Source organism: Ruegeria sp. BHSA163 (genome assembly GCF_059613365.1).
The window spans coordinates 1-21,614 of the sequence record NZ_JBXWSJ010000056.1; the positions used below are offsets into that span (position 1 = coordinate 1).

At 53.1% G+C, this 21,614-nt stretch carries 23 protein-coding genes; 6 read left to right on the plus strand and 17 right to left on the minus strand.

Annotation, left to right across the window (positions count from 1 at the left end):
- Positions 1 to 48 precede the first annotated feature (48 nt).
- Entirely contained in the window at positions 49 to 432 is a 384-nt protein-coding gene (locus tag AC2FNV_RS19495; RefSeq protein WP_170603142.1) for a hypothetical protein, read from the minus strand.
- Between the two features lie 167 nt (positions 433 to 599).
- On the opposite strand from AC2FNV_RS19495, the gene AC2FNV_RS19500 reads away from it, so the two are divergent.
- Entirely contained in the window at positions 600 to 1,526 is a 927-nt protein-coding gene (locus AC2FNV_RS19500) for a DnaJ C-terminal domain-containing protein (protein ID WP_170603140.1), read from the plus strand.
- Positions 1,523 to 1,867 (plus strand): hypothetical protein, encoded by a 345-nt coding sequence (locus tag AC2FNV_RS19505; RefSeq protein WP_170603138.1) that lies wholly within the window; start codon positions 1,523 to 1,525, stop codon positions 1,865 to 1,867. Before AC2FNV_RS19500 ends, AC2FNV_RS19505 begins: the two co-directional genes overlap by 4 nt.
- A gap of 95 nt (positions 1,868 to 1,962) precedes the next feature.
- Here AC2FNV_RS19505 and AC2FNV_RS19510 read toward each other — a convergent pair whose 3' ends face one another.
- The 5 genes from AC2FNV_RS19510 to AC2FNV_RS19530 all read right to left on the minus strand — a co-directional run bounded on the left by AC2FNV_RS19510 (position 1,963) and on the right by AC2FNV_RS19530 (position 5,466).
- Complete coding sequence (locus tag AC2FNV_RS19510) at positions 1,963 to 2,586, minus strand: cytochrome P460 family protein (RefSeq protein WP_170603136.1); 624 nt, start codon at positions 2,584 to 2,586, stop codon at positions 1,963 to 1,965.
- Between the two features lie 217 nt (positions 2,587 to 2,803).
- Positions 2,804 to 3,991, minus strand: coding sequence for a dual-specificity RNA methyltransferase RlmN (gene rlmN / locus AC2FNV_RS19515; protein ID WP_170603134.1), 1,188 nt, complete (start codon positions 3,989 to 3,991; stop codon positions 2,804 to 2,806).
- Between the two features lie 78 nt (positions 3,992 to 4,069).
- On the minus strand, positions 4,070 to 4,447 hold the full coding sequence (locus AC2FNV_RS19520; protein ID WP_170603132.1) for a lysozyme inhibitor LprI family protein: 378 nt from the start codon (positions 4,445 to 4,447) through the stop codon (positions 4,070 to 4,072).
- A gap of 149 nt (positions 4,448 to 4,596) precedes the next feature.
- Entirely contained in the window at positions 4,597 to 4,764 is a 168-nt protein-coding gene (locus AC2FNV_RS19525) for a hypothetical protein (protein ID WP_170479366.1), read from the minus strand.
- Positions 4,765 to 4,932: 168 nt separating this feature from the next.
- On the minus strand, positions 4,933 to 5,466 hold the full coding sequence (locus AC2FNV_RS19530; protein ID WP_170479367.1) for an invasion associated locus B family protein: 534 nt from the start codon (positions 5,464 to 5,466) through the stop codon (positions 4,933 to 4,935).
- Positions 5,467 to 5,646: 180 nt separating this feature from the next.
- Between AC2FNV_RS19530 and AC2FNV_RS19535 the strand changes: the two genes are divergently transcribed.
- Positions 5,647 to 6,645, plus strand: a complete 999-nt coding sequence (locus AC2FNV_RS19535) for an asparaginase (RefSeq protein ID WP_170479369.1) — start codon at positions 5,647 to 5,649, stop codon at positions 6,643 to 6,645.
- Positions 6,646 to 6,652: 7 nt separating this feature from the next.
- Here AC2FNV_RS19535 and AC2FNV_RS19540 read toward each other — a convergent pair whose 3' ends face one another.
- The 8 genes from AC2FNV_RS19540 to hutI form a co-directional block, all read right to left on the minus strand.
- Positions 6,653 to 6,967: a YciI family protein gene (locus tag AC2FNV_RS19540; RefSeq protein ID WP_170479371.1), complete on the minus strand. Its 315-nt coding sequence runs from the start codon at positions 6,965 to 6,967 to the stop codon at positions 6,653 to 6,655.
- Between the two features lie 22 nt (positions 6,968 to 6,989).
- Positions 6,990 to 7,418, minus strand: coding sequence for an SRPBCC family protein (locus AC2FNV_RS19545; protein ID WP_170603130.1), 429 nt, complete (start codon positions 7,416 to 7,418; stop codon positions 6,990 to 6,992).
- A complete protein-coding gene (locus tag AC2FNV_RS19550) occupies positions 7,406 to 7,735 on the minus strand; it encodes an ArsR/SmtB family transcription factor (protein ID WP_170479375.1) in 330 nt (109 codons plus the stop codon). Before AC2FNV_RS19550 ends, AC2FNV_RS19545 begins: the two co-directional genes overlap by 13 nt.
- Before the next feature lie 41 nt (positions 7,736 to 7,776).
- Positions 7,777 to 8,655, minus strand: a complete 879-nt coding sequence (gene serB / locus AC2FNV_RS19555; RefSeq protein WP_170603128.1) for a phosphoserine phosphatase SerB — start codon at positions 8,653 to 8,655, stop codon at positions 7,777 to 7,779.
- 72 nt (positions 8,656 to 8,727) lie between these two features.
- A complete protein-coding gene (hutU, locus tag AC2FNV_RS19560) occupies positions 8,728 to 10,410 on the minus strand; it encodes a urocanate hydratase (protein WP_170479378.1) in 1,683 nt (560 codons plus the stop codon).
- Entirely contained in the window at positions 10,407 to 11,204 is a 798-nt protein-coding gene (hutG, locus tag AC2FNV_RS19565; protein WP_170603126.1) for an N-formylglutamate deformylase, read from the minus strand. The genes hutU and hutG overlap by 4 nt, the downstream gene beginning before the upstream one ends.
- Entirely contained in the window at positions 11,204 to 12,739 is a 1,536-nt protein-coding gene (gene hutH / locus AC2FNV_RS19570) for a histidine ammonia-lyase (RefSeq protein ID WP_170610539.1), read from the minus strand. The genes hutG and hutH overlap by 1 nt, the downstream gene beginning before the upstream one ends.
- Entirely contained in the window at positions 12,736 to 13,941 is a 1,206-nt protein-coding gene (gene hutI, locus AC2FNV_RS19575; protein WP_170603122.1) for an imidazolonepropionase, read from the minus strand. The genes hutH and hutI overlap by 4 nt, the downstream gene beginning before the upstream one ends.
- A gap of 57 nt (positions 13,942 to 13,998) precedes the next feature.
- Between hutI and AC2FNV_RS19580 the strand changes: the two genes are divergently transcribed.
- The 3 genes from AC2FNV_RS19580 (at position 13,999) to AC2FNV_RS19590 (ending at position 17,712) form a co-directional block, all read left to right on the plus strand.
- Positions 13,999 to 15,372, plus strand: a complete 1,374-nt coding sequence (locus AC2FNV_RS19580; protein ID WP_437436816.1) for a formimidoylglutamate deiminase — start codon at positions 13,999 to 14,001, stop codon at positions 15,370 to 15,372.
- 32 nt (positions 15,373 to 15,404) lie between these two features.
- Positions 15,405 to 16,109, plus strand: a complete 705-nt coding sequence (gene hutC / locus AC2FNV_RS19585; RefSeq protein ID WP_170603120.1) for a histidine utilization transcriptional repressor HutC — start codon at positions 15,405 to 15,407, stop codon at positions 16,107 to 16,109.
- 85 nt (positions 16,110 to 16,194) lie between these two features.
- Positions 16,195 to 17,712, plus strand: a complete 1,518-nt coding sequence (locus AC2FNV_RS19590; RefSeq protein ID WP_170603117.1) for a malonate--CoA ligase — start codon at positions 16,195 to 16,197, stop codon at positions 17,710 to 17,712.
- Here the strand turns inward: AC2FNV_RS19590 and AC2FNV_RS19595 are convergent.
- The 3 genes from AC2FNV_RS19595 to AC2FNV_RS19605 all read right to left on the minus strand — a co-directional run bounded on the left by AC2FNV_RS19595 (position 17,699) and on the right by AC2FNV_RS19605 (position 21,372).
- On the minus strand, positions 17,699 to 18,436 hold the full coding sequence (locus AC2FNV_RS19595) for a metallophosphoesterase family protein (RefSeq protein ID WP_170603115.1): 738 nt from the start codon (positions 18,434 to 18,436) through the stop codon (positions 17,699 to 17,701). The genes AC2FNV_RS19590 and AC2FNV_RS19595 overlap by 14 nt on opposite strands.
- 120 nt (positions 18,437 to 18,556) lie before the next feature.
- Positions 18,557 to 20,152, minus strand: coding sequence for a phosphoglycerate dehydrogenase (gene serA / locus AC2FNV_RS19600; protein WP_170603114.1), 1,596 nt, complete (start codon positions 20,150 to 20,152; stop codon positions 18,557 to 18,559).
- Between the two features lie 65 nt (positions 20,153 to 20,217).
- On the minus strand, positions 20,218 to 21,372 hold the full coding sequence (locus AC2FNV_RS19605; RefSeq protein WP_170603112.1) for a phosphoserine transaminase: 1,155 nt from the start codon (positions 21,370 to 21,372) through the stop codon (positions 20,218 to 20,220).
- Positions 21,373 to 21,614: the final 242 nt, after the last annotated feature.

Consider the following 21,614-nt stretch of genomic DNA (forward strand, 5'->3'; position numbering starts at 1 on the left):
GTCGAAGAACTTTGGCAAGCTATCGAGGCCAGCCTGAATTCGTCGTGACTATTTCTTGGGCTCACGCAATTCTTTGAACACATAGATCGGCAAAACTACACTGGCTACCAATGCGCCCAACCAGACTAACAGTGTAGCGGCCAACAGGTTGGAAAGCCCGCCAACGGTCAGCCCTGCAGTGATCAAGTCAGTTGCCAATAAGCCGACAAACGTCACTATCAATGCTATACCACCCTTGAGCGCCGGAGCTTTCTTTTCGCCAAGCTTCAATATCAAAGGTTCAGCCACAACCTGAACAAGTGTAAAAACAATTACCACCACGATAAATGATATCGGTTGGATTGAGAAACCAGTCAGCAGCACCGAGGCCAGCAGCAATCCAATTGCATTACCGGCCAGCAAGGCCAGAGCGGACTTAATTCTGCGCGACATTTCGAGGACCTCTTTCGTTTCAACGTCTCAAGTTATGCAGATATTATCAATCAATTCGAATTTGGCGAGGAATTTCAGGGCTCCACTAACTTTGACCTGTTGAAATCACGTGATAAAACACCTTCATTAAAACCTGCCTTGCCCTGACCCTGATGCGCGAGAGTGAGATGAGCGACGATCCCTACTCTGTTCTTGGTGTCTCGAAAGATGCCAGTGACGCCGAAATAAAAAAAGCATATCGGCGTATTGCTAAGGATTGCCATCCCGATCTCAAGCCCGGTGATTCAGAGGCTGAGGCGAAATTCAAAGCTGCTGCAGCGGCCTACGATCTGCTGAAAGACCCCGAAACACGCGCGCGTTATGATAACGGCGAGATCGATGCTTCTGGACAGGAACGCCCGCAGCAACAGTATTACCGCGATTACGCCGAGGCTGCGGGAAATCCTTATCGTTCTGGTGCCCACTATGGCGATCCAGACGACATGTCTGACATTTTTGCCGAATTTATGCGTGGGCAAGGAGGCTATGGCCAGCAAAGGACACATGAATTCCACGCCCCCGGACACAATCGCAGTTATACTCTGCAGATCAGCTTTTTAGATGCGGTCTTTGGCGCAAGCCAAAAACTGACTTTACCAGACGGCGACCGAATTGAGGTTAAGATCCCCGCCGGGATCACCAGCGGACAAACAATTCGACTGCGTGGCAAGGGTGCCCCCGGTTTTGGCGAAGGCCCTCCCGGAGATGCACTGGTAACCATTTCCGTGACCGAGCATCCGGTTTTTGACCGCCAGGGCGACGATATCCATATCACTTTGCCCATCACAATTGATGAAGCGGTTCTGGGCGGAAAGGTGCAAGCACCCACGATAGATGGGGGTGTTAACGTTACTGTCCCGGCCGGCACTAGCAGTGGTAAAACCCTGCGGTTGCGCGGCAAAGGCGTGAAGAAACGCGGATCTTCCGACCGTGGCGATCAGCTTATAGAACTTACTGTCGCCATGCCGGAGAAAATCGACGACGCGCTGAAACAATTCATGGAAACATGGCGTGAATCCCACCGCTATGATCCACGCAAGGGGATGCCATCATGACCCGCACGCTGACAGAGGACGAATTGCTTGGGGCCATCGCGCGCCTGACGTCGGACCGGTTGAGTGAATATTTAGCAGCCGAGATTGTAATCCCGGAACAGTCTGAACAAGGGCTGGTTTACCAAACTATCGACGTGGCACGTTTAGAGCTGGCCTGCGAGTTGCATGACCAATACGACATGGAATCGGACGCCTTGTCGATGATGATCTCGCTAATCGACCAAATGCACTGTTTGCGCGCAGAATTGCGCGAAGTTCTTAATGCTGTCGATGCGCAGCCAGAGCCGGTACGCAAAAAAATGATCGAAATTATAGGCACTGCACGGTTCCAGCAAAGATAATCCGAGCTAGGAAAATTCTTCAAAGTTAACACAAAGACGAACTTCGACCGCGCGGCGAAGCCGTCATCCAAGCAACCTTTTCAATTGAGCCTGGATCAGTTGCCGACACGGTATTCTTCGGGCACGTAAAAAGTGTAGTCTCGGTCGGCGACTGCTTCATGGCAATCATGGCAATAAGCCACCGCCTCGGCGCGGCTTCCCATCGTGTCACCGAATAACGACCCGTCCGGCATTACCATGATGTATCTCCAATCCGCAGTGTCCGGGCTGGCACCTGCCGCCAATTTCTCCATCACAAACATTGCTCCGGGGTGGACATGGCCTTCGTCTGTTACAGTCATGCTGTCCTTGGCTAATACGGATCCCACGGGCAAAACCTCGCCCTCCTGCAAAGTACCATAGTTGTGCGCCATGCGGTTTGCGTAGCTGTTTACATATCTCTGCCCATGCGTAGCCGAGATATAAGGCGCATCGTTAAAAAGTGGCCATGCCTGATAATTTAAGAGCAAGTCGAGCTGTGCCGCCGCATATCCCCGGTCCATCCGGCGGGACAATGACATATAATGCTCAAGAGCGTCTTCCTTGGATAAATCCGCAGGATTCTCGATAGCCAAATGCGCATCTTGATCTGTTGTCTGCGCAACGCCAAGCGTCAAGAACAGGGTGCAGAGCGTCAACCCACCTATGGCCCCTATAAATCGCATGTGTCTCGTAATCATTGTGCTGGCCCACCTGAATGATCAGTTTGCCTAAACGCCGCTTTCTTACAAAAATGGCAGCGGCCTTGAATAAATTCGCCAGACTCTTTCTGGCAGGTCAGCAACCTTGGGCATAAAGTTACTCAACATTACCAGAGGTCGAGTTTGTTCATACATAACAAATTTTGCATGCAAAAACACCAACCAAATATTAAAGTTTGACGACTTTCGTGAAGGTCTAACCGTTCATTCCTGCCTCAGCCTCGATCTGCTTTCGCGATTTACGCGCCCGTTCAGTCGCCGACTTCAACTGGCCGCAGGCTGCCATGATATCCTGGCCACGGGTTTTGCGGATAGGTGACGCATAGCCCGCCTGATAAATTATGTTGGCGAAGGCCCGAATGCGGTTATTCGAGCTTCGCTTGTAAGGGGCACCGGGCCATTCGTTAAACGGGATTAAGTTTATTTTGGCAGGGATGTCATGGCGTCTGATATGATCAATCAGACGATGAGCGTCCTCATCGCTATCATTGACGCCATCCAGCATCACGTATTCAAAAGTGATCCGTTCCGAATTCGATGCATTTGGATAACTCGCCAATGCTTGCAGTAATTCTTCGATATTCCAGCGCTTGTTGATCGGGACCAGTACGTCGCGTGTTTCATCTGTAGTAGCGTGAAACGAGATCGCCAGCAGGCAACCTATTTCTTCCGCAGTACGTGCTATTTCAGGCACAACGCCCGAGGTTGAAAGAGTGATCCGGCGGCGGGACAGAGAAATCCCCTCGGGGTCCATTGCAATCTTCATTGCGTCGCGGACGTTTTCGAAGTTGTAAAGTGGTTCACCCATCCCCATCAAAACGATATTCGAAAGCAGACGCGTTTCATCCTTTGGCGCGCCGGGGGTTGGCCATTCCTGAAGATCATCGCGCGCCATCATTACCTGACCGACGATTTCGGCCGCCGTCAGGTTGCGTACCAGCTTCTGCGTTCCGGTATGGCAAAAGGAACATGTTAGCGTGCAGCCCACTTGGGACGAAATGCACAACGTACCCCTATCTTCCTCCGGGATATAGACAACCTCGACTTCGTGCCCACCGGCAATACGAACCAAGTATTTGCGGGTGCCATCCTCGGAGATCTGCCGCGTAACAACTTCTGGAATTTCAATGACGAAGTTTTCGGCCAGTCGCGCCCGATATGATTTGGCGAGGTTTGTCATTTCGGCAAAATTGCGCACGCCCCATTGATATATCCACTGCCAGATTTGGCCCGTGCGCATCTTGGCTTGTTTTTCTGGTGTACCATGCTCAATCAGTACCTCGCGTAAACGTGCTCGGGTCAGACCAACGAGGTTGATCTTTCCCTCAGGCAGTTTGCGAGGGATTGTCATAACGTCTTGAGTGATCGGCGCTTTGGGCGACATGGGCGTATCTCAGGTATTCTGGATCGGGATGCGCCTCTATATAGGAACATTCTCAAAGATCAAAAGTATTCGTTCGCCCTAGTTCGCGAAACGCAGCAATTCGTCCACTCGCGCTCGGCCTAGATCGATCCGGCAGGATGTAATCGCTATGCCGGTGCCTGATCCGCCTCCATACGATGCTCCTACGGCGTCGCACTGAGCATCCCGGTAACCAGCCCAAGCGCTTTGTGAAGCTTCCAATGCTGGCTGGGCTTCAACACGACCTGTTACGTCGTCCAACTCTTTAGCCGCCCGGATAGCAAGCCCATAACTAGCTTCCATCGCTTGGTTGACACGTTCTTCCGTCTCTCCAACGCAAGACCCGATTTCGACCTGCGAACTTGCGTCCGCACATTCTAAGGTGGGGTCAGCCAACGCAGGTGACGTAATAAGCAATACCAAAAAAACGTGCCGCATTTTCTATACCTGCTAAAAGACGCTTGAATCAAATCTACGATAGCACGCGTTAATCCATAATCCCAATTGAAGTTCGGTCGCAAGGATTGCTCCTTTGCGACCGGGATCTTCTGCACTCTCCGGTCAGAGACGTGTGATAAGGTTGCTGATCAGACGCCTGCTGGCAGGATATCACAGTCTGCAGCGTCCAGGGTCTGTACGGGGTCTTCCGGCCCGCATTGCTCGCCGGTGACAGGGTAAGTTTCACTTTCTTTTTCGCAAGCGCCCAGCAATAGAGCAGAAATCATTAATAACGCAGCAAGAGTTTTGTTCAGCATTTGCAAGCTCCTTCCCAGCTCTTGAACCGATTAGTTCAGACAATAGGACCACTTGCTTTGACGAGGATCAAATTTGACGTCGGACGTACCTAAAAGTGGAAGCGTGCTCAAACCATACACCAATAGGCCCCAAAAAGTGGCTGGACTGTGTTTAGCTGAAGTTGATCATTAGTTGGTGCAGCGCTTCTCGGCATCTTCAATCGCAGCGGTGAAGCCCAACAAAGAGAAGGTGTCCTTGGTCTGCGTTCCGCGTTCTGAACGCGCGGTCAACACCGCTTCGGTCCCACGCTTCATTGCCGTGACAATCTTGGCATCATCGGCAGCGGTTGCCGGCCAAGCCCATTCACCGTCAGTGAATAGCTCGAATTCGCTACCGTCGACAACCAGGTTAACGGTGGAACCGGATGCGAAAGGATAACCGCCGGTAAAAGTCACTTGACCTTTGACCTCGGCATTGGGGCGGTAGAACACGAACAAAAGTATGTCGCTGCGACGCACTGAAACAACCCGACCGCCACGGGTGTTAACAGTTTCCTTGGGGGCTGAAACGCTCCAGCATTCCGTTGGATCATCCTCTACAAAAACGCTCCAATCAGTCTTTGCCGCAACTCGATTGGTGCTCGTTGCTTGTTGCGCAATGGCCGTTGTCGCCATCCCTGCCATGCACAATCCCGCAAATACAAAGGCGAGTTTTGATCCCATCTGTCCAGCCTCCTAGCTCGACCAATACCCCACGTACATCTAAGATGGCTGCGAACCCTTTCGGTTCGTCTGTACTACGTTGCGCATCCCGATGATTGCCGACATACACACACTAACGCAGGTTTCGCCACAGGCGAAAGGGCGATTGGCAGAATTTTGCGCATTATTCCGGAGGTCCAGATGACGCAACCCGTACCGATGACTGAACTTTGGCGCGGACCGATGTTGGAAAGTCTACACTTGGGCCACGCAGTGATTTGTGATGACGTTGGTCGGATCGTGCGTAGTTGGGGAAATCCCGAGGCTGTTGTCTATCCTAGGTCCTCTGCGAAGATGATACAGGCATTGCCCCTGATCACGTCAGGGGCTGCGGCAAAGTTCGGATTGACCAGCGAACATCTTGCGTTGGCTTGCGCGTCGCACAGCGGGGCTGCCATTCACACAGATCGTGTATATGCTTGGTTGGATCATTTGGGTCTGGCTGAGCCCGATCTGCGCTGCGGACCGCAAGAGCCGCAGGATATGGCGGCAAGAGATGGGTTAATCTTAGCCGACGATACCCCCTGTCAAATTCACAACAATTGCTCGGGAAAGCACTGTGGGTTTCTTACACTGTCCCAACACATGGGTGCAGGACCGGAATACCTTGAAATTGATCATCCGGTACAGCAGGCCTGTTTGTCAGCCTTGGAAGAGACTGCCGGCGAAACGAGCCGGGGTTACGGAATTGATGGTTGTTCTGCACCGAATTTTTCTGTTTCGCTGGCTGGATTGGCACGATCAATGGCTTGGTTTGCCTCGGCCGCAGATCGGTCAGACCGGGCAAGCGATGCAGCGCTGCAATTAACCGCAGCCATGGTGAAACACCCTGAATTGGTAGCGGGCGAGACACGCGCATGCACAGAACTGATGCGCGCAATGGACGGGCGCGCGGCCATTAAAACAGGGGCTGAAGCCGTTTTTGTGGCCATCATCCCGGAAAGACGATTGGGCGTGGCCTTGAAGATCGCCGATGGAGCCACACGCGCCAGCGAATGCGCCATCGCTGCCATTTTAGTGAACCTCGGGGTGCTGGAGGCCGATCACCCGGCCACCCGCAAGTTCATGAATGCTACGCAGTACAGCCGACGAGGGCTGGAATGCGGTATACTTAAACCGGCTCCGGGTTTCCCCGACTGACCGGGTTTTACATTTCGTGTACTTCCGCTACTTCGACAGAGCCTGAACCGTTCACAACCATCGGACAGCCTTTTGCCATTTCGGTCGCAGCATCAATGCTATCGGCTTTGATGACAGTGAAGCCTGAGGCCGGGTTTGCACCTCCGTTGTCGATGACACCTCCAGAGCTAACGGTATAGGATTGGCCTACTGGGTTACCAGGGATTTCTAACGCATCGCCCATTCCTTGGAACCATGCGCCCCACGCGGCCATGGTCGCTTCTATTTCTGCGGGGTCGGTTGGGGTGTGACCGCCATGATATACAAATAAATATTGGGGCATTTTGCTCCTCCCTAATGAAAATCTATTTACAACGCGCTTCGAGTTTGCGCAGCGAAGACGTCCAGCCTTGTTCATGGTTCGTTGCAGCTTCGGCATCTGCCAACTCACGATGATCCAGAACCAGTCGTGATCCACTAGCTGTTGTCGTGACAGTAAAAATTACGTGGCTTTCATTCCCGCGTGTGTCTTCATCATCATGCCAAGCCCAAGTGAAGCCAACCGAATTGGGTACATCAATATGTGTTACATGACCTGAAACTTTGTACTTCTGTCCTTCGCTATTCTCGATGACCGAGTACCAAGGTCCAAGGCGCGAGAAGTCCAGCTTATTCTCGGTTACGTGCATTCCTTCGGGTCCCCACCACTGCAAAAGCTTTGCTCCGTCGGTGAGCCACGCGAACAAGGTATCCGCATTTACGGGAAACTCCCGTTCGAGCTTCAGGTTGGCCATGAATTCTCCCTTTCAAGAATATCGCCAAGGCGGTCTAGACTGCCTTCCCAGAACTGACGTTTCGATATGGTCCATTCGGCAATTGCACGCAGTCCCTCAGGCTGAATCGAATACATCCTTTGGGTGCCATGTACGCGCTGTTGCACCAGACCTGCCTCGCGCAGCACCTTCAGGTGGCGCGAGATTGCAGCGCCCGACATGCCGCGACCTAGGATCAGGTCACCTGCCGGCAGCTCTCCGTCTTGCATCAGTTGCTCAACAATCGAGAACCGAGTGGAATCGGATAAAGCAGAAAAAGCATTTATAACTGTGTTCATGCCACTTTATTTAACACAAAAGTTAAATAAAGGAAAGACCTTTAGGCGACCGCAAATTCCGAACGACTATAGCCCTGAATATACAATAAGGCCGTCAGGTCTCCGTGATTAACCCTAATACTGCATTTTTCCGCGACCGAGGGTTTGGCGTGCAAGGCCACGCCTGTCCCGGCTCTGCCTAGCATTCCCAGATCGTTGGCGCCGTCGCCTACTGCAATCACGTCTGCTTCTGAAATCCCCAGACGATTGGTAACACTTTCCAAAGCCTCGATTTTGGCCTGACGACCAAGGATTGGTCTTTTGACGTCGCCTGTCAGTTTTCCTCGTTCAGCCAACAAGGTATTAGCGCGGTTCTCATCAAACCCAAGCATTTCCGCCACCCGCTCAGTAAACGCGGTAAAGCCACCAGAAACCAAAACTGCATACGCGCCGTTTGAGCGCATCGTGTTCAATAGCTTCCTACCGCCTGGCATCAATTTGATCCGTTCATTCAAGACTTTGCTTATCACGCCTTCGTCTAAACCTTTTAAAAGGCCCACCCTTTCAACCAGTGCGCCCTCAAAGTCCAGTTCGCCGTTCATTGCACGTGCGGTTATGTCTTTCACCCGCGCGCCAACCCCGGCCTCATCCGCAAGCTCGTCAATGCATTCCTGCTGTATCATTGTACTGTCCATATCAGCCAACAGCATCTTTTTGCGCCGCGCTTCAACAGGTTGCACAATCAGGTCTACATCCATTCCTTGCAATTCAGCCCAAACATTCCACAGATTGCCGGGAGCTTCCTGCAGGGAAAACTCAGCCGCCTCATCGGAACCAAGCCAAACGATCTCGCCCCCACCCCATGCGTTACGCAAGGATTCAACCAGCGACAGTTCCAGCGTTGGCGCTCCGGGGTTGGTCAACAGGGTTGCAACATACATATTCGGTCTCCGGCAAGTTGAACTGCGCATATCGCAGGCGCAGCATTTTCGCCAGAGCCAGTTTGATCCGTATCAGCCTAGAATACCTGGAAGGCGCAAACCATATTCGTTCGCACAATCTTTGGCGATCTCATAACCCGCATCGGCGTGGCGCCAAACGCCCGAGGCCGGATCATTCCATAAAACTCGCTCAAGTCGCCGTGCTGCATCCTCTGTTCCGTCCGCGCAGATTACGACGCCCGCATGCTGACTAAATCCCATCCCAACCCCACCGCCATGGTGTAGAGAGACCCATGTCGCGCCACTTGCAGTGTTGATCAAGGCGTTCAAAAGTGGCCAGTCAGAAACTGCATCCGACCCATCCAACATCGCCTCAGTTTCGCGATTGGGGCTGGCGACCGAGCCGGAATCTAAATGATCACGCCCAATGACCACAGGTGCCTTTAACTCTCCGTTTGCGACCATCTCGTTGAACGCAAGCCCTGCACGATGTCTGTCGCCCAATCCGATCCAGCAAATACGGGCAGGCAATCCCTGAAATGCTATACGCTCTTGCGCCATGTCCAGCCAGCGGTGCAGGTGCTCATTCTCGGGGAAAAGTTCCTTCATCTTTGCGTCGGTTTTGTAGATGTCCTCGGGATCACCTGATAGTGCGCACCAACGGAACGGACCAATACCTTTGCAGAACAACGGACGGATATAAGCCGGGACGAAACCGGGAAAGGCAAAGGCGTTTTCAAGCCCTTCATCCTGCGCCACCTGCCGGATATTGTTTCCGTAGTCCAGCGTTGGAACCCCTGCGTTCCAGAAGTCCACCATGGCTGCAACGTGCTGTTTCATTGAAGAGCGGGCGGCCTTTTCGACAGATTTAGGCTCTGATTCTCGCTTTGCGCGCCACTCAGCCATTGACCAACCAAGCGGAAGATATCCATTGATAGGATCATGTGCGCTGGTCTGATCAGTAACAATATCTGGGCGCATTCCTCCGGCCTGCATGCGCCTGTAAATCGCAGGGAACACCTCAGCTGCATTACCCAGTAAACCAACGGACTTCGCTTGTCCTGCTTTGGTCCAGCGATCAATCATCGCAAGCGCTTCATCGAGCGTTTCAGCCTTTTCATCCAGATATTTCGTCCGCAATCGAAAGTCGATACTGTCAGGGTTGCATTCCACGGCCAGACAGCAGGCCCCGGCGAACACGGCGGCAAGTGGCTGCGCGCCGCCCATGCCACCCAAGCCTCCAGTTAGAATCCATTTACCGGTAAGATCACCGCCATAGTGCTGACGACCTGCTTCGGCAAATGTCTCATAAGTGCCCTGAACAATGCCCTGCGTACCAATATAAATCCACGAACCCGCTGTCATCTGGCCGTACATCATTAAGCCCTTTCTATCGAGTTCATTAAAATGATCCCAGGTCGCCCAATGCGGAACAAGGTTCGAGTTTGCAATCAACACCCGGGGCGCATCCTTGTGGGTGCGAATGATCGCAACCGGCTTACCCGACTGAACGATCAGCGTTTCGTCCTCCTCCAAGTCCTTCAAACTGGCAACAATAGTGTCGAAATCTTTCCACGTCCGCGCAGCGCGCCCAATTCCACCGTAGACCACTAACTCGTGCGGGTTCTCTGCTACATCGGGGTGCAGATTATTCATGAGCATTCGCAAAGGCGCTTCGGTCACCCAACTTTTAGCGTTCAGTCCGGGGCCAGTTGGCGGATAAATATCTCGAGTATTCTTGCGTGGATCGGTCATTTTACCAGCTCCGATACGGTATCTTCGATAGCTTCCAACATGTCTTTCAGCCACTTGCGCAACCGTCTTGCCTTCTTGTTGTCATAGTCCCAAGGCGGTGTTTGAGAGGACAGATAGGTGGACTGGGCCAATTCCATCTGAATTGCATGTATGCCATCTGAAGGGTGGCCATAGTGACGCGTCGTCCAACCGCCTCGAAAACGCCCGTTCAACACAGTGGAAAAGGGCGACGATTCAGCAAATTCATGGGCAATAGCCTGGATTTCCGGGGCGCAAGTTACGCCACCATTCGTACCAAGGTTCATGTCCGGCAGTATTCCATCAAATAGAAAGGGGATGCGGCTGCGGATTGAATGGCAGTCGTACAGTAATGCAACCCCATGCCTTGCATTTACGCGGTCAAGCTCTTTGACCAGTGCTTCGTGATAGGGCGCATGATACAGTTTCCGCCTATTTTCTATCTCATCCACAGACGGCTCCTGACCGTCCAACCAAATAGATCGACCATCGAAGTCCGTCGTTGGTACTAGGGTCGTAGTGTTTTGTCCGGGATACAATGACACTCCGCTTGGGTCGCGGTTGGCATCGATCACGTATCGGTGGACGTTCGATTTAACCACTGTTGCATTCTGCAATAGTCCAGAATAGAGCCTGTTTATCTCCCAATCCGTGTCCGCCAATACCTTGCCATTGTCATTCAGGCGATCTGCAACAGATTTGGGCAGGAATGTTCCTCCATGAGGCTGCGCCAGAACAATCGGGCCGTCTCCTTGGCAGACATCAACAACCTGCATCAGATCAACTCCGGCATTTTAACCTTGACCGCGCGCAGTATCTCGCCCCCTGCTACAAGATCTTTTGCAGTCTCAAGCTCGGGTGCCAGATAGCGATCTTGAACCAAAGGCGGAACGGATTCACGCAGGCGGGTGATTACCTGTTGCAGCGGTTTGCTGGATTTCAAAGGTTTGCGGAACTCGATTCCCTGAGCAGCACACAACAACTCAATCCCCAGGATATGGTTCAGGTTTTTAACCATCCGGATCAAACGCCGTGCACCATGGGCCGCCATTGACACGTGATCCTCCTGGTTCGCCGAGGTAGGAGTGCTGTCAGTTACGCAAGGGTTGGCAAGGTGTTTGTTTTCGCTCATTAGCGCCGCAGTCGTCACTTCGGCAATCATTAGACCCGAATTCAACCCGGGCTCAGGCGTCAGAAACGGTGGCAGATCAAAACTGAGAACCGGGTCGACCATCAAAGCCGTGCGTCTTTGTGAAATGGCACCAATCTCAGAGACAGCCAGCGCAATCATGTCTGCAGCAAATCCAACTGGCTCGGCGTGGAAATTCCCACCCGAAACCACCGCGCCCGTTTCGTTTAAAATCAACGGATTATCAGTTGCGGCGTTCGCTTCGATCTCCAAAGTCCCTGCAGCTTGCCGGATTACATCCATGGCTGCGCCAGTGACCTGTGGCTGACATCGGATGCAGTAAGGGTCTTGGACACGCGTGTCACCATCTCGGTGGCTTTCCCGAATTTCTGAACCTTGCAGGACCTCGCGCATGGCACTGGCAGCTTCGATTTGCCCACGGTGTCCACGCAAGCCGTGAATGCCCGGTTGCAGGGGGGCCGTCGATCCCATTATCGCGTCCGTCGAAGCAGCCGAAATAACCAAAGCATTCTGAGCGGCGCGCCAGCTTTCAAACAAACCAGCAAGGGCATAAGCAGTTGAGAACTGCGTTCCGTTGATAAAGGCCAGGCCTTCCTTCGGGCCCAACTGAACAGGCTCTAACCCTACTGATTTTAGCGAATCGACACCCTTTTGCACGACGCCGTTCACCTCGGCCAAGCCTTCTCCGATGATCACTGCAGTCATATGAGCCAACGGCGCGAGGTCACCGGACGCTCCGACCGAACCTTGCGCAGGGATCACTGGCGTGACCCCTCGGGATAGCATCTGCTCCAAAAGGCTGATTAACGCCCACCTGACGCCCGAAGCACCGCGACCAAAGGAAAGAAGTTTCAATGACATCATGAGCCTTGCCAGACGACGCGGAACTGCGGGACCAACCCCACAACAATGACTGAGGATCAAATTGCGCTGAAGCGATGATGTATCCTGGGGCTCAATCTTATGGCTGGCCAGTTTTCCAAAACCTGTGTTCACACCGTAGACAGGATCAGCCCCCTGAGCCACCTGCTCGATCCGAGCCGCGGCACCTTCGACCTGAGGGCGGCATACCTGATCAAGTTCCACATCGGTTTCGTCCCAATAAATGCTAGACAATTCATTTAACGAAACCTTGCCCGGGACTAGGGAAAGAACCGTCATCCGTAGCCTCCAAAAATTCGTTTGTGCAGAGGGTTAAATCCAACGCGATAGGAAAGTTCTGCCGGATCAGTTACATCCCAGACCGCCAGATCAGCGCGGTTCCCTGGTGCAATGACCCCCGTATCCATTATACCTAAACCCAGCGCGGCGTTTCTTGTAACTGCAGCCATGGCCTCGCTTGGTGTCATACGAAACAGAGTGCACCCCATATTCATGACAAGCAGCAAGGATGTCAGAGGAGATGAACCCGGATTGCAGTCCGTGGCCAAAGCCATTGGCACCTTATACTTTCGAAATAACTCCACCGGCGGGTATTGTGTTTCACGCAATGTGTAAAAAGCTCCGGGCAACAGCATCGCAACCGTTCCTGCCCGCGCCATGGCGGAAACGCCGTCCTCATCCAGATACTCGAGATGATCAGCGGACAAGGCACCGTAGGACGCCGCCAGTGTTGCGCCCCCCAGATTTGACAACTGTTCAGCGTGCAACTTGATCGGTAATCCAATTTTTAACGCCTCTTCGAATACATGTGTAATTTGCTCTGGCGTAAAAGCTATAGTTTCACAAAATCCGTCAACGGCATCGACAAGACCTTCGTCGTAGGCTTCTTGCATCGCCGGAATACAACTCTCGGCAATATAAGCGTCGCCATTGCCGGAGTATTCAGGTGGAATCGCATGAGCCCCAAGGAACGTAGTCTTGATGCGAACTGGCCTGACCTGTTGGATCCGCCGTGCGGCCCGCAGCATTCGCAATTCGGTTTCTTTATCTAACCCGTAACCGGACTTGACCTCGATACAGGTCACGCCTTCTGCGATCAGCGCATCGACCCGCGGTAACGCGTCGGTCAGCAAATCGTCCTCTGTCGCCGACCGTGTCGCCTTGACCGTCGACAATATGCCGCCACCTGCTCGCGCCACCTCTTCATAAGTTGCACCGTTCAGACGCATTTCGAACTCGCGCGCTCGGTTCCCCCCATAGATGACATGGGTGTGCGCATCGATCAGCCCTGGTGAGATCAGCCGCTCTCCAAAATCATCGCGAGGCCAGTCTCGATATTGTTTCGGCTCGTCCGTTGTTTCTCCGACCCAGGCTATATGTTCGCCTTCGATGGCGATCGATCCGCTTCGAATTAGACCATATGGCTTGCCGTCTTGCATGGTCGCAATGTTCGCACTTTGGAGAACAAGTTTTTTCGTCATGGCGAATCTTTTTAGTTCCCTCCGAGTTCATTTTTTTCGTATATGTATAAAGTGTTCATGTCTACACAAATTGGAAACTTGATGCTGATCTATGCGAAAAAGGCTTTGTTAGGCTCTGAAATCGAGCGTAATCTGAGGGTGAAGATCGAAGGTTCGCGGATATCAGGACTGCAATTCGCAGCCGATGCGCAACCTGAAGACATTTGTGTTGATTTGTTACTGCCGGCATTAGGAAACCTGCATAGCCATTCATTCCAACGCGCGATGGCTGGCAGAACCGAGTTTCGCGCCGCTGGCAAGGAAAGCTTCTGGACCTGGCGGAAACTCATGTACCAGTTTCTGAATCTAATGACTCCAGAACAAATTCAGTCCGTCGCGGCATTAGCTTTTATGGAAATGCAAGAAGCCGGGTACGCTTCGGTAGGAGAGTTTCACTATGTCCACCATCAACCAGGAGGCCAACCCTACGAGGACCGGGCGGAATTAAGCAGACGTATTTGTGCAGCAGCTGACCAAACCGGCATTGGTCTGACTCTATTACCTGTTCTATACACGTACGGCGGTGTCGCTCAGGAAAAATTGACTGGCGGCCAAATGCGATTTGGCAATGACGTCGAAAGTTATTTGCGCCTGCAGGACGAGTGTCGCAGATTATTACCGCACATGGACTCGATTTTGGGAACCGCACCGCATTCACTTCGGGCAACGACACCAGAAGACTTGAATGAACTGTTGGGCCATTGCAAAGCCGGTCCGTTCCATATGCACATTGCAGAGCAACTCGAAGAAGTTGCTCAAGTCAAAGACGCCTTTGGGCAGCGTCCCGTTGACTGGCTGCTTAACAACGTGAATGTCACAGAGCGCTGGTGTCTCATCCACGCCACGCATATGACCCACAACGAAACACAGGCACTGGCGCGTTCCGGCGCGGTCGCCGGCTTGTGTCCCATAACCGAGGCTAATTTGGGCGATGGAATATTTGATGGCGCCACCTATGTCGACGCTGGCGGGGCATTTGGAGTTGGATCAGACTCTAATGTAAGGATTTCATTACCCGAAGAATTGCGGACGCTGGAGTATTCTCAGCGATTGCGAGACATGGCTCGCAATGTGATGGTAAGCGGCGAAGGATCCGTTGGGCTATCGCTATACACTGGCGCCGCGCGCGGTGGTGCACAAGCTCTGGGTCGCGACGCCGGGAAGATCGAGGTCGGCAAGTTGGCCGACTTGGTTGCGATCGATTGCTCGCACACGACTTTGTCGACCTTGCATGACAATCATCTCTTGGACGGCTTCTGTTTTTCCGCCCCTGATGGCTTGGTATCTGAGCTTTGGTCCGCTGGGCGTCATGTCGTACGAGATGGAAGGCATGTTGCCCGCGACCGGATTGTTCCAGCCTACGAAGTCGCAATGGCAACATTGATTGCATAAATTCCGCGTGGAAAATCAGGATTAGAGACGAAATGACAAAATCCAACGACGCCACGGGATACAGGTACATCAAACAGACCGTACTGGACCGTATCCAGTCGGGCGAGTGGCAACCTGATACTCTCTTGCCCAGCGAACAAGACCTTGCCCTCGAATTCTCGTGCACCAGAACCACTGTGAACCGGGCCATGCGAGAACTGGCCGAAGAAGGGTATTTGCAACGTCGGCGTAAGGCGGGAACGCGTGTACTGAGTGCGCCTCAACGTAAGGCCCATTTCACTATACCCATGGTCCGGGATGAGGTTGAAGCATCGGGCGGTGCTTATAGATATGCGCTGGTTTCTGCACAAACCGTTCCCTCACCAGACTGGCTTGTTGCACGGCTCGCACTGCGCCCTGGTCAGGCCACGACCCACGTGCGTTGTATGCACTATTCGACAAATACACCTTATCAATACGAAGATCGCTGGATTATCGTGGAAAGCGTTCCAGAGGTCGAACAGGCCGATTTCAAGAGCATCGGCCCAAACGAATGGCTGGTGCAAACAGTGCCTTTTACCAATGTCGAGCTAACGTTCATGGCCAGTCGCGCTGACGAAACAGTGGCCGGTTTCCTTGATCTTCCAAAAGACGAACCCGTCTTCACGGCCGAACGTATTACATGGCTGCAAGGCCAACCGGTCACTTTTGCCAAGATGTATTTTGCCGCCGGGTATCGAATGACGACACAGTTCTAGATTTGTCAGTTCAAGGGCTTTACCCACCGGGCAATCCAATACAGATTTCAAAGCTGGGCAGCAGTTCGGATTGGAAGGATAGAAAATGGGCAACCCGCTCTATGACCGCTTGTTCGGAAGGCACTTGGGTAAGCAAACGCCATTTTTGCTTCTTCCGAATGGGCAGACCCTGACACATGCTGACTTTCTCGACATCGCTGCTCGTCTCGCCAATGCACTGACGGGATTAGGACTAAATCCCGGTGATCGCGTTGCAGTGCAGGTCAAAAAATCCCCCGAGGCGCTAGCGGTGTATGCTGCGTGCGCCCAGGCCGGGATAGTCTTTTTGCCACTTAACACAGCCTATACAACGTCTGAGTTGAGTTACTTTATCGAAAACAGCGCCGCGTCTTTGGTCGTGTGTGACGAAACACAAAGAGAGAATTTGAAGCCGATCGCACAAGCCCAAAACGCAAAGGTCGAGACCCTGAACAGCGACGGCACCGGCAGCCTAATGCGACGGGCACTTGGCATGCTGCCCGCTTTTGCACCCGCAAATCGCGACCCAGACGATCTTGCCGCGCTGCTTTATACTTCGGGCACCACAGGACGTTCAAAAGGCGCGATGTTGACGCATGCAAATCTGCTGTCAAATGCCGAAACCTTAAAGAAAGAGTGGAGGTTTACCCCAAATGACGTATTGCTGCATGCGCTGCCAATATTTCATACTCACGGATTGTTTGTAGCGACAAATGTTGTTCTGGCTTCCGGCGGCGCGATGATTTTTCTGCCTAAATTTGATTTGGACGACATTTTGCGGCTAATGCCCCAAGCGACGGCTATGATGGGTGTACCGACCTTCTACACCAGGCTTCTTGGGGATGATCGGTTCACGCGCGATCTGGCCAAAGATATGAGGCTGTTTATTTCAGGTTCCGCACCATTGTTAGCCGAGACTCATGAAAGGTTTGAGGATCGAACCGGGCATAGGATACTTGAACGATATGGTATGACCGAAACCAACATGAATACTTCTAATCCTTATGATGGCGAGCGTAGAGCCGGCACTGTTGGCTTTGCGTTGCCGGATGTCGAACTGAAGGTCACCGATCCCGAAACAGGCACAATACTCCCTCAAGGGGAAATCGGCGTGATCGAGGTGCGGGGTCCAAATGTTTTTCAGGGTTACTGGGAAATGCCGGATAAGACTGCAGCCGAATTGCGCGAAGATGGCTTTTTCATTACCGGAGATATGGGCCGCGTGGATGACGACGGTTATGTTCACATTGTTGGGCGGGGCAAAGATCTGATCATCTCGGGAGGCTTCAATATATATCCAAAGGAAATCGAGCTATTATTGGACGATCAACCGGGTGTTTTGGAAAGTGCCGTAATAGGAGTTCCTCATCCCGACTTCGGTGAGACCCCCGTCGGCGTTCTAGTCCCAGAACCAGGCAAGTCACCTGATCTTACCTCTGTCCTGGCTGCCGTAAAAAATCAGCTAGCTCGCTTTAAACATCCGCGCAAATTAGTCCTGCTGGATGCTTTGCCCCGTAACACAATGGGCAAGGTGCAAAAAAATGTTCTGCGTGACGACTTTAAGGAACTGTTTAAACAGGACTAGGCTCTAACGGCACCCGCCCTGCTTCTGTAAGAAGCCAGCATTTTCGCCCCTCGAACACTGCTGTAGCAAGCAACCGTCCATAGCCCGCCCCGGCGTCCAGATTGACACGGTTTCCGTAGTGCTCGGCCGTTTGAACCGGTGTGTGCCCATGTACAACCAGCCATGGATAGGAGCGGGCATTGGCCAAAAACTCTTGGCGGATCCAAACTAAGTCCTCCTCCGACTGATCGGCAAGCTCCACGCCAGGGCGGATTCCTGCGTGAACGAACAGCAACTCATCTTCTCGATGATAAAGAGGCAGATCTCTTAGAAATGCTACGTGATCTTGCGGTACTGTCTCAACGGCGCGGGCGTGAACCTCGTACAGACGATCCTGATCCGAGACGCTAATGCCGTAGGATTCCATTGTTTGGATGCCGCCCAGTCGTTCATGAAACCAATGATAGCCAACCAGAAGATGCGCGTCGTGTACGGGGTAATCACACATGAAATACGAAAACATGCGGTCATGGTTGCCTAACAACATGACCCAGTTCCGCCCCTCGCGCTTTCCCTCAATCAAAAGGTCTAGAACACCTCGGCTGTCCGGTCCGCGATCCACGTAATCGCCAAGGAACACGACCCGTGCATCTGGGCCGCCGTCCAATTCAATCTTATTCAATGCATCCCGCAACATGTCCAATTGGCCGTGAATGTCGCCAATCGCATAAATTGGGCTGGTCATATCAGTACCCATCGGTTCGTGCTTGCCGCTCTTTTGTCCCAAAGGGGCGAAACAAAAAAGCCAAAGCCCACGCCATTGCTGACGCAGACCCTGAACTGTCTCCCAAATTCAACAAGGCGTTTATGCCACATCGAACTCCAACGGCTTGATTTGTGTAAACAAACCGGTTTCAGCCAGCTTTGCCCGAGCCTCGGCCGGAACTGGCTCGTCGACGTAAAGTAAGGCGATAGCTTCGCCCCCGGCTTCTTTACGTCCCAAGGTAAAGTTCGCGATGTTAACGCCGTGCGCACCCATCGTTTGCCCCAACGCTCCGATAATACCGGGCACATCCTCGTTGGTGGTGTAAAGCATATGCGCGCCCACCTCGGCATCGATGTTGATCCCCTTGATTTGGATAAACCGCGGCTTGCCGTCACTAAACACGGTGCCGCCGATCGAACGTTCCCGCTTTTCGGTCACGACGGTGACTTTGATATAACCTTCAAATGCACCCGACTTGTCCTGATTTGTCGTTGAGATTTGAATACCCCGCTCCCTGGCGACTACTGGGGCCGAAACCATGTTCACTTCGGGGTTGAACTTTTTCATAATCCCCGCGACCACTGAACAGTTAAGCGCCGCCAGATTCATTTCGGCCGCGACACCGTCGTACAAGATGTTGATCGCCTTGATCGGCTCATCCGTCATTTGACCGATGAAACTGCCCAGATGTCCCGCCAATTTGATCCAGGGGCCCATTACCTTGGCTTCTTCTGCGGTGACACTTGGCATATTCAACGCGTTTTCTACTGCGCCGGTCAGCAAATAGTTCGAGATCTGTTCGGCCACTTGAAGCGCTACGTTCTCTTGTGCTTCGGTCGTTGCCGCTCCCAGATGCGGCGTGCAAACCACGTTGGGCAAGTTGAACAGCGGGTTATCTTTGGCAGGTTCTGCACTAAACACGTCGAACGCCGCGCCTGCGACGTGACCCGACTGTAGCATCTCGGCCAGCGCCTCTTCGTCTACCAATCCGCCCCGGGCGCAATTGATGATACGCACACCTTGCTTGGTTTTGGTCAGGTTTTCGCGACTCAGGATATTTCGCGTCTGGTCTGTCAGCGGAACGTGCAGCGTGATAAAATCTGCGCGGGCCAACAGTTCATCCAGTTCGACTTTCTCTACACCCATCTGCGCGGCTTTTTCTTCGCCCAGATAGGGATCATATGCTATGACCTTCATTTTCAGGCCCAAGGCACGTTCGCAGACAATGCCACCAATGTTGCCTGCGCCGATCACGCCGAGGGTCTTATTGGTCAACTCAATCCCCATGAACTTGGACTTCTCCCACTTGCCCGCATGGGTCGAGGTGCTGGCCTCTGGGATTTGTCTTGCCACGGCAAACATCATCGCAATCGCATGCTCGGCTGTGGTGATCATATTGCCGAAGGGCGTATTCATCACGATCACGCCCTTTTTCGAGGCGGCATCCTTGTCGATGTTGTCCGTTCCGATGCCGGCCCGTCCAATGACCTTCAAATTTTCTGCCTTGTCCAGAATGGTTGGAGTAACCTTGGTGGCCGAACGAATGGCCAGGCCATCATATTGACCAATCACTTCGGCAAGCTTTTCTTTGTCTTTACCCAGATCGGGCATGAAGTCGACATCGATACCACGGTCGCGGAATATCTGAACAGCGGTTTCGCTGAGTTTGTCGGAAACGAGAACTTTAGGGGCCATGTTTACGGTCCTTGAATGTAATGAGATGTCTGGGCCTAAGACGGCCCAGCGAAGACAGAAACGGATTAGGCGGCTTCGGCTTGCGCCGCGATCTCGGACTCAAAAGCCCAAGCCAGCCAAGGCAGCATCGCTTCGATATCCGAAGTCTCGACCGTACCGCCGCACCAGATGCGCAGACCCGCAGGCGCGTCGCGGTAAGCACCAATGTCCAAAGCGATGTTCTCGGCCTCAAGCCGTTTGGCCACGGCCTTGGCGAATGTTGCGCCATCCTGAATACGGGCATCGGTGAACTTAAGGCAAACCGATGTATTAGATTGCGTCGCGACGTCCTCGGCCAAATTAGCAATCCAATTGTTCCGGTCACAGAACGCATGTACCGCGCCAGCATTCGCATCAGCCCGGGCGATCAAACCCTGCAGGCCACCTACGGTCCGCGCCCAGTCCAGCGCGAACAAATAATCCTCAACCGCCAACATCGAAGGGGTATTGATCGTCGCGCCAGAAAAGATGCCATCAATCAATTTGCCACCTTTGGTCAGGCGGAAAATCTTGGGCAATGGCCATGCTGGAGTATAACTCTCAAGCCTTTCCACCGCCCGGGGACTCAAGATCAGCATCCCGTGGGCAGCTTCTCCGCCCAGAACCTTCTGCCAGCTGAACGTAGTCACATCCAACTTCTCCCAAGGCAAGTCCATCGCAAAAGCCGCCGAGGTCGCATCACAAATCGTCAGACCCTGACGGTCATCTGCAATCCATTCGCCATCAGGTACCCGCACACCAGAAGTCGTACCGTTCCAGGTAAACACCACATCATTGGCAAAATCGACCGAAGCCAGGTCGACGATCTGCCCGTAATCCGCGGTCTTCACTTCCGCGTCAATTTTAAGCTGTTTGACTACATCGGTCACCCAGCCAGCGCCAAAACTTTCCCAAGCCAACATCTCAACCTTGCGCGCGCCCAACAACGACCAGAGCGCCATTTCGACCGCGCCTGTGTCCGAGGCGGGAACAATGCCGATCTTGTAATCAGCTGGAATACCCAGAACTTCACGTGTGCCTTCAATGGCAGCTTTCAACTTGTCCTTGCCGATTGCAGCGCGGTGCGACCGGCCCAATGCGGCGTCGGACAGTTTGGTCAGATCAAATGTAGGGGGTTTGGCGCAAGGGCCCGAGGAGAAACGCGGATTAGCCGGCCGCGTCGCCGGTTGTTCGATAGCCATGTGTATTACCCTTCCAGATACACGCCCCTCGTTGGGGAGGGGTGTCCCACCGACACGCCTACGTACCCCAGGGAAGAACGGCAAGTGGAAAAGAACCTTCGGCGTTGGAAAACGTCACGCCGAATCCGAACAAACTGGATCGCATGTTTCCGATTGGCTCAAATTTGACAAAAGCGAAACCGCAGCAGTTGATGATGTATCCGGGAGGGAACCCACCGAAGCGAAAACTACATCCGGCCACA

Coding starts and splice junctions, on each gene's coding strand:
- AC2FNV_RS19495 (WP_170603142.1), bottom strand. CDS start 432: ATGTCGCGCAGAATTAAGTCCGCTCTGGCCTTGCTGGCCGGTAATGCA.
- AC2FNV_RS19500 (WP_170603140.1), top strand. CDS start 600: ATGAGCGACGATCCCTACTCTGTTCTTGGTGTCTCGAAAGATGCCAGT.
- AC2FNV_RS19505 (WP_170603138.1), top strand. CDS start 1,523: ATGACCCGCACGCTGACAGAGGACGAATTGCTTGGGGCCATCGCGCGC.
- AC2FNV_RS19510 (WP_170603136.1), bottom strand. CDS start 2,586: ATGATTACGAGACACATGCGATTTATAGGGGCCATAGGTGGGTTGACG.
- rlmN (WP_170603134.1), bottom strand. CDS start 3,991: ATGTCGCCCAAAGCGCCGATCACTCAAGACGTTATGACAATCCCTCGC.
- AC2FNV_RS19520 (WP_170603132.1), bottom strand. CDS start 4,447: ATGCGGCACGTTTTTTTGGTATTGCTTATTACGTCACCTGCGTTGGCT.
- AC2FNV_RS19525 (WP_170479366.1), bottom strand. CDS start 4,764: ATGCTGAACAAAACTCTTGCTGCGTTATTAATGATTTCTGCTCTATTG.
- AC2FNV_RS19530 (WP_170479367.1), bottom strand. CDS start 5,466: ATGGGATCAAAACTCGCCTTTGTATTTGCGGGATTGTGCATGGCAGGG.
- AC2FNV_RS19535 (WP_170479369.1), top strand. CDS start 5,647: ATGACGCAACCCGTACCGATGACTGAACTTTGGCGCGGACCGATGTTG.
- AC2FNV_RS19540 (WP_170479371.1), bottom strand. CDS start 6,967: ATGCCCCAATATTTATTTGTATATCATGGCGGTCACACCCCAACCGAC.
- AC2FNV_RS19545 (WP_170603130.1), bottom strand. CDS start 7,418: ATGGCCAACCTGAAGCTCGAACGGGAGTTTCCCGTAAATGCGGATACC.
- AC2FNV_RS19550 (WP_170479375.1), bottom strand. CDS start 7,735: ATGAACACAGTTATAAATGCTTTTTCTGCTTTATCCGATTCCACTCGG.
- serB (WP_170603128.1), bottom strand. CDS start 8,655: ATGTATGTTGCAACCCTGTTGACCAACCCCGGAGCGCCAACGCTGGAA.
- hutU (WP_170479378.1), bottom strand. CDS start 10,410: ATGACCGATCCACGCAAGAATACTCGAGATATTTATCCGCCAACTGGC.
- hutG (WP_170603126.1), bottom strand. CDS start 11,204: ATGCAGGTTGTTGATGTCTGCCAAGGAGACGGCCCGATTGTTCTGGCG.
- hutH (WP_170610539.1), bottom strand. CDS start 12,739: ATGACGGTTCTTTCCCTAGTCCCGGGCAAGGTTTCGTTAAATGAATTG.
- hutI (WP_170603122.1), bottom strand. CDS start 13,941: ATGACGAAAAAACTTGTTCTCCAAAGTGCGAACATTGCGACCATGCAA.
- AC2FNV_RS19580 (WP_437436816.1), top strand. CDS start 13,999: ATGTCTACACAAATTGGAAACTTGATGCTGATCTATGCGAAAAAGGCT.
- hutC (WP_170603120.1), top strand. CDS start 15,405: ATGACAAAATCCAACGACGCCACGGGATACAGGTACATCAAACAGACC.
- AC2FNV_RS19590 (WP_170603117.1), top strand. CDS start 16,195: ATGGGCAACCCGCTCTATGACCGCTTGTTCGGAAGGCACTTGGGTAAG.
- AC2FNV_RS19595 (WP_170603115.1), bottom strand. CDS start 18,436: ATGACCAGCCCAATTTATGCGATTGGCGACATTCACGGCCAATTGGAC.
- serA (WP_170603114.1), bottom strand. CDS start 20,152: ATGGCCCCTAAAGTTCTCGTTTCCGACAAACTCAGCGAAACCGCTGTT.
- AC2FNV_RS19605 (WP_170603112.1), bottom strand. CDS start 21,372: ATGGCTATCGAACAACCGGCGACGCGGCCGGCTAATCCGCGTTTCTCC.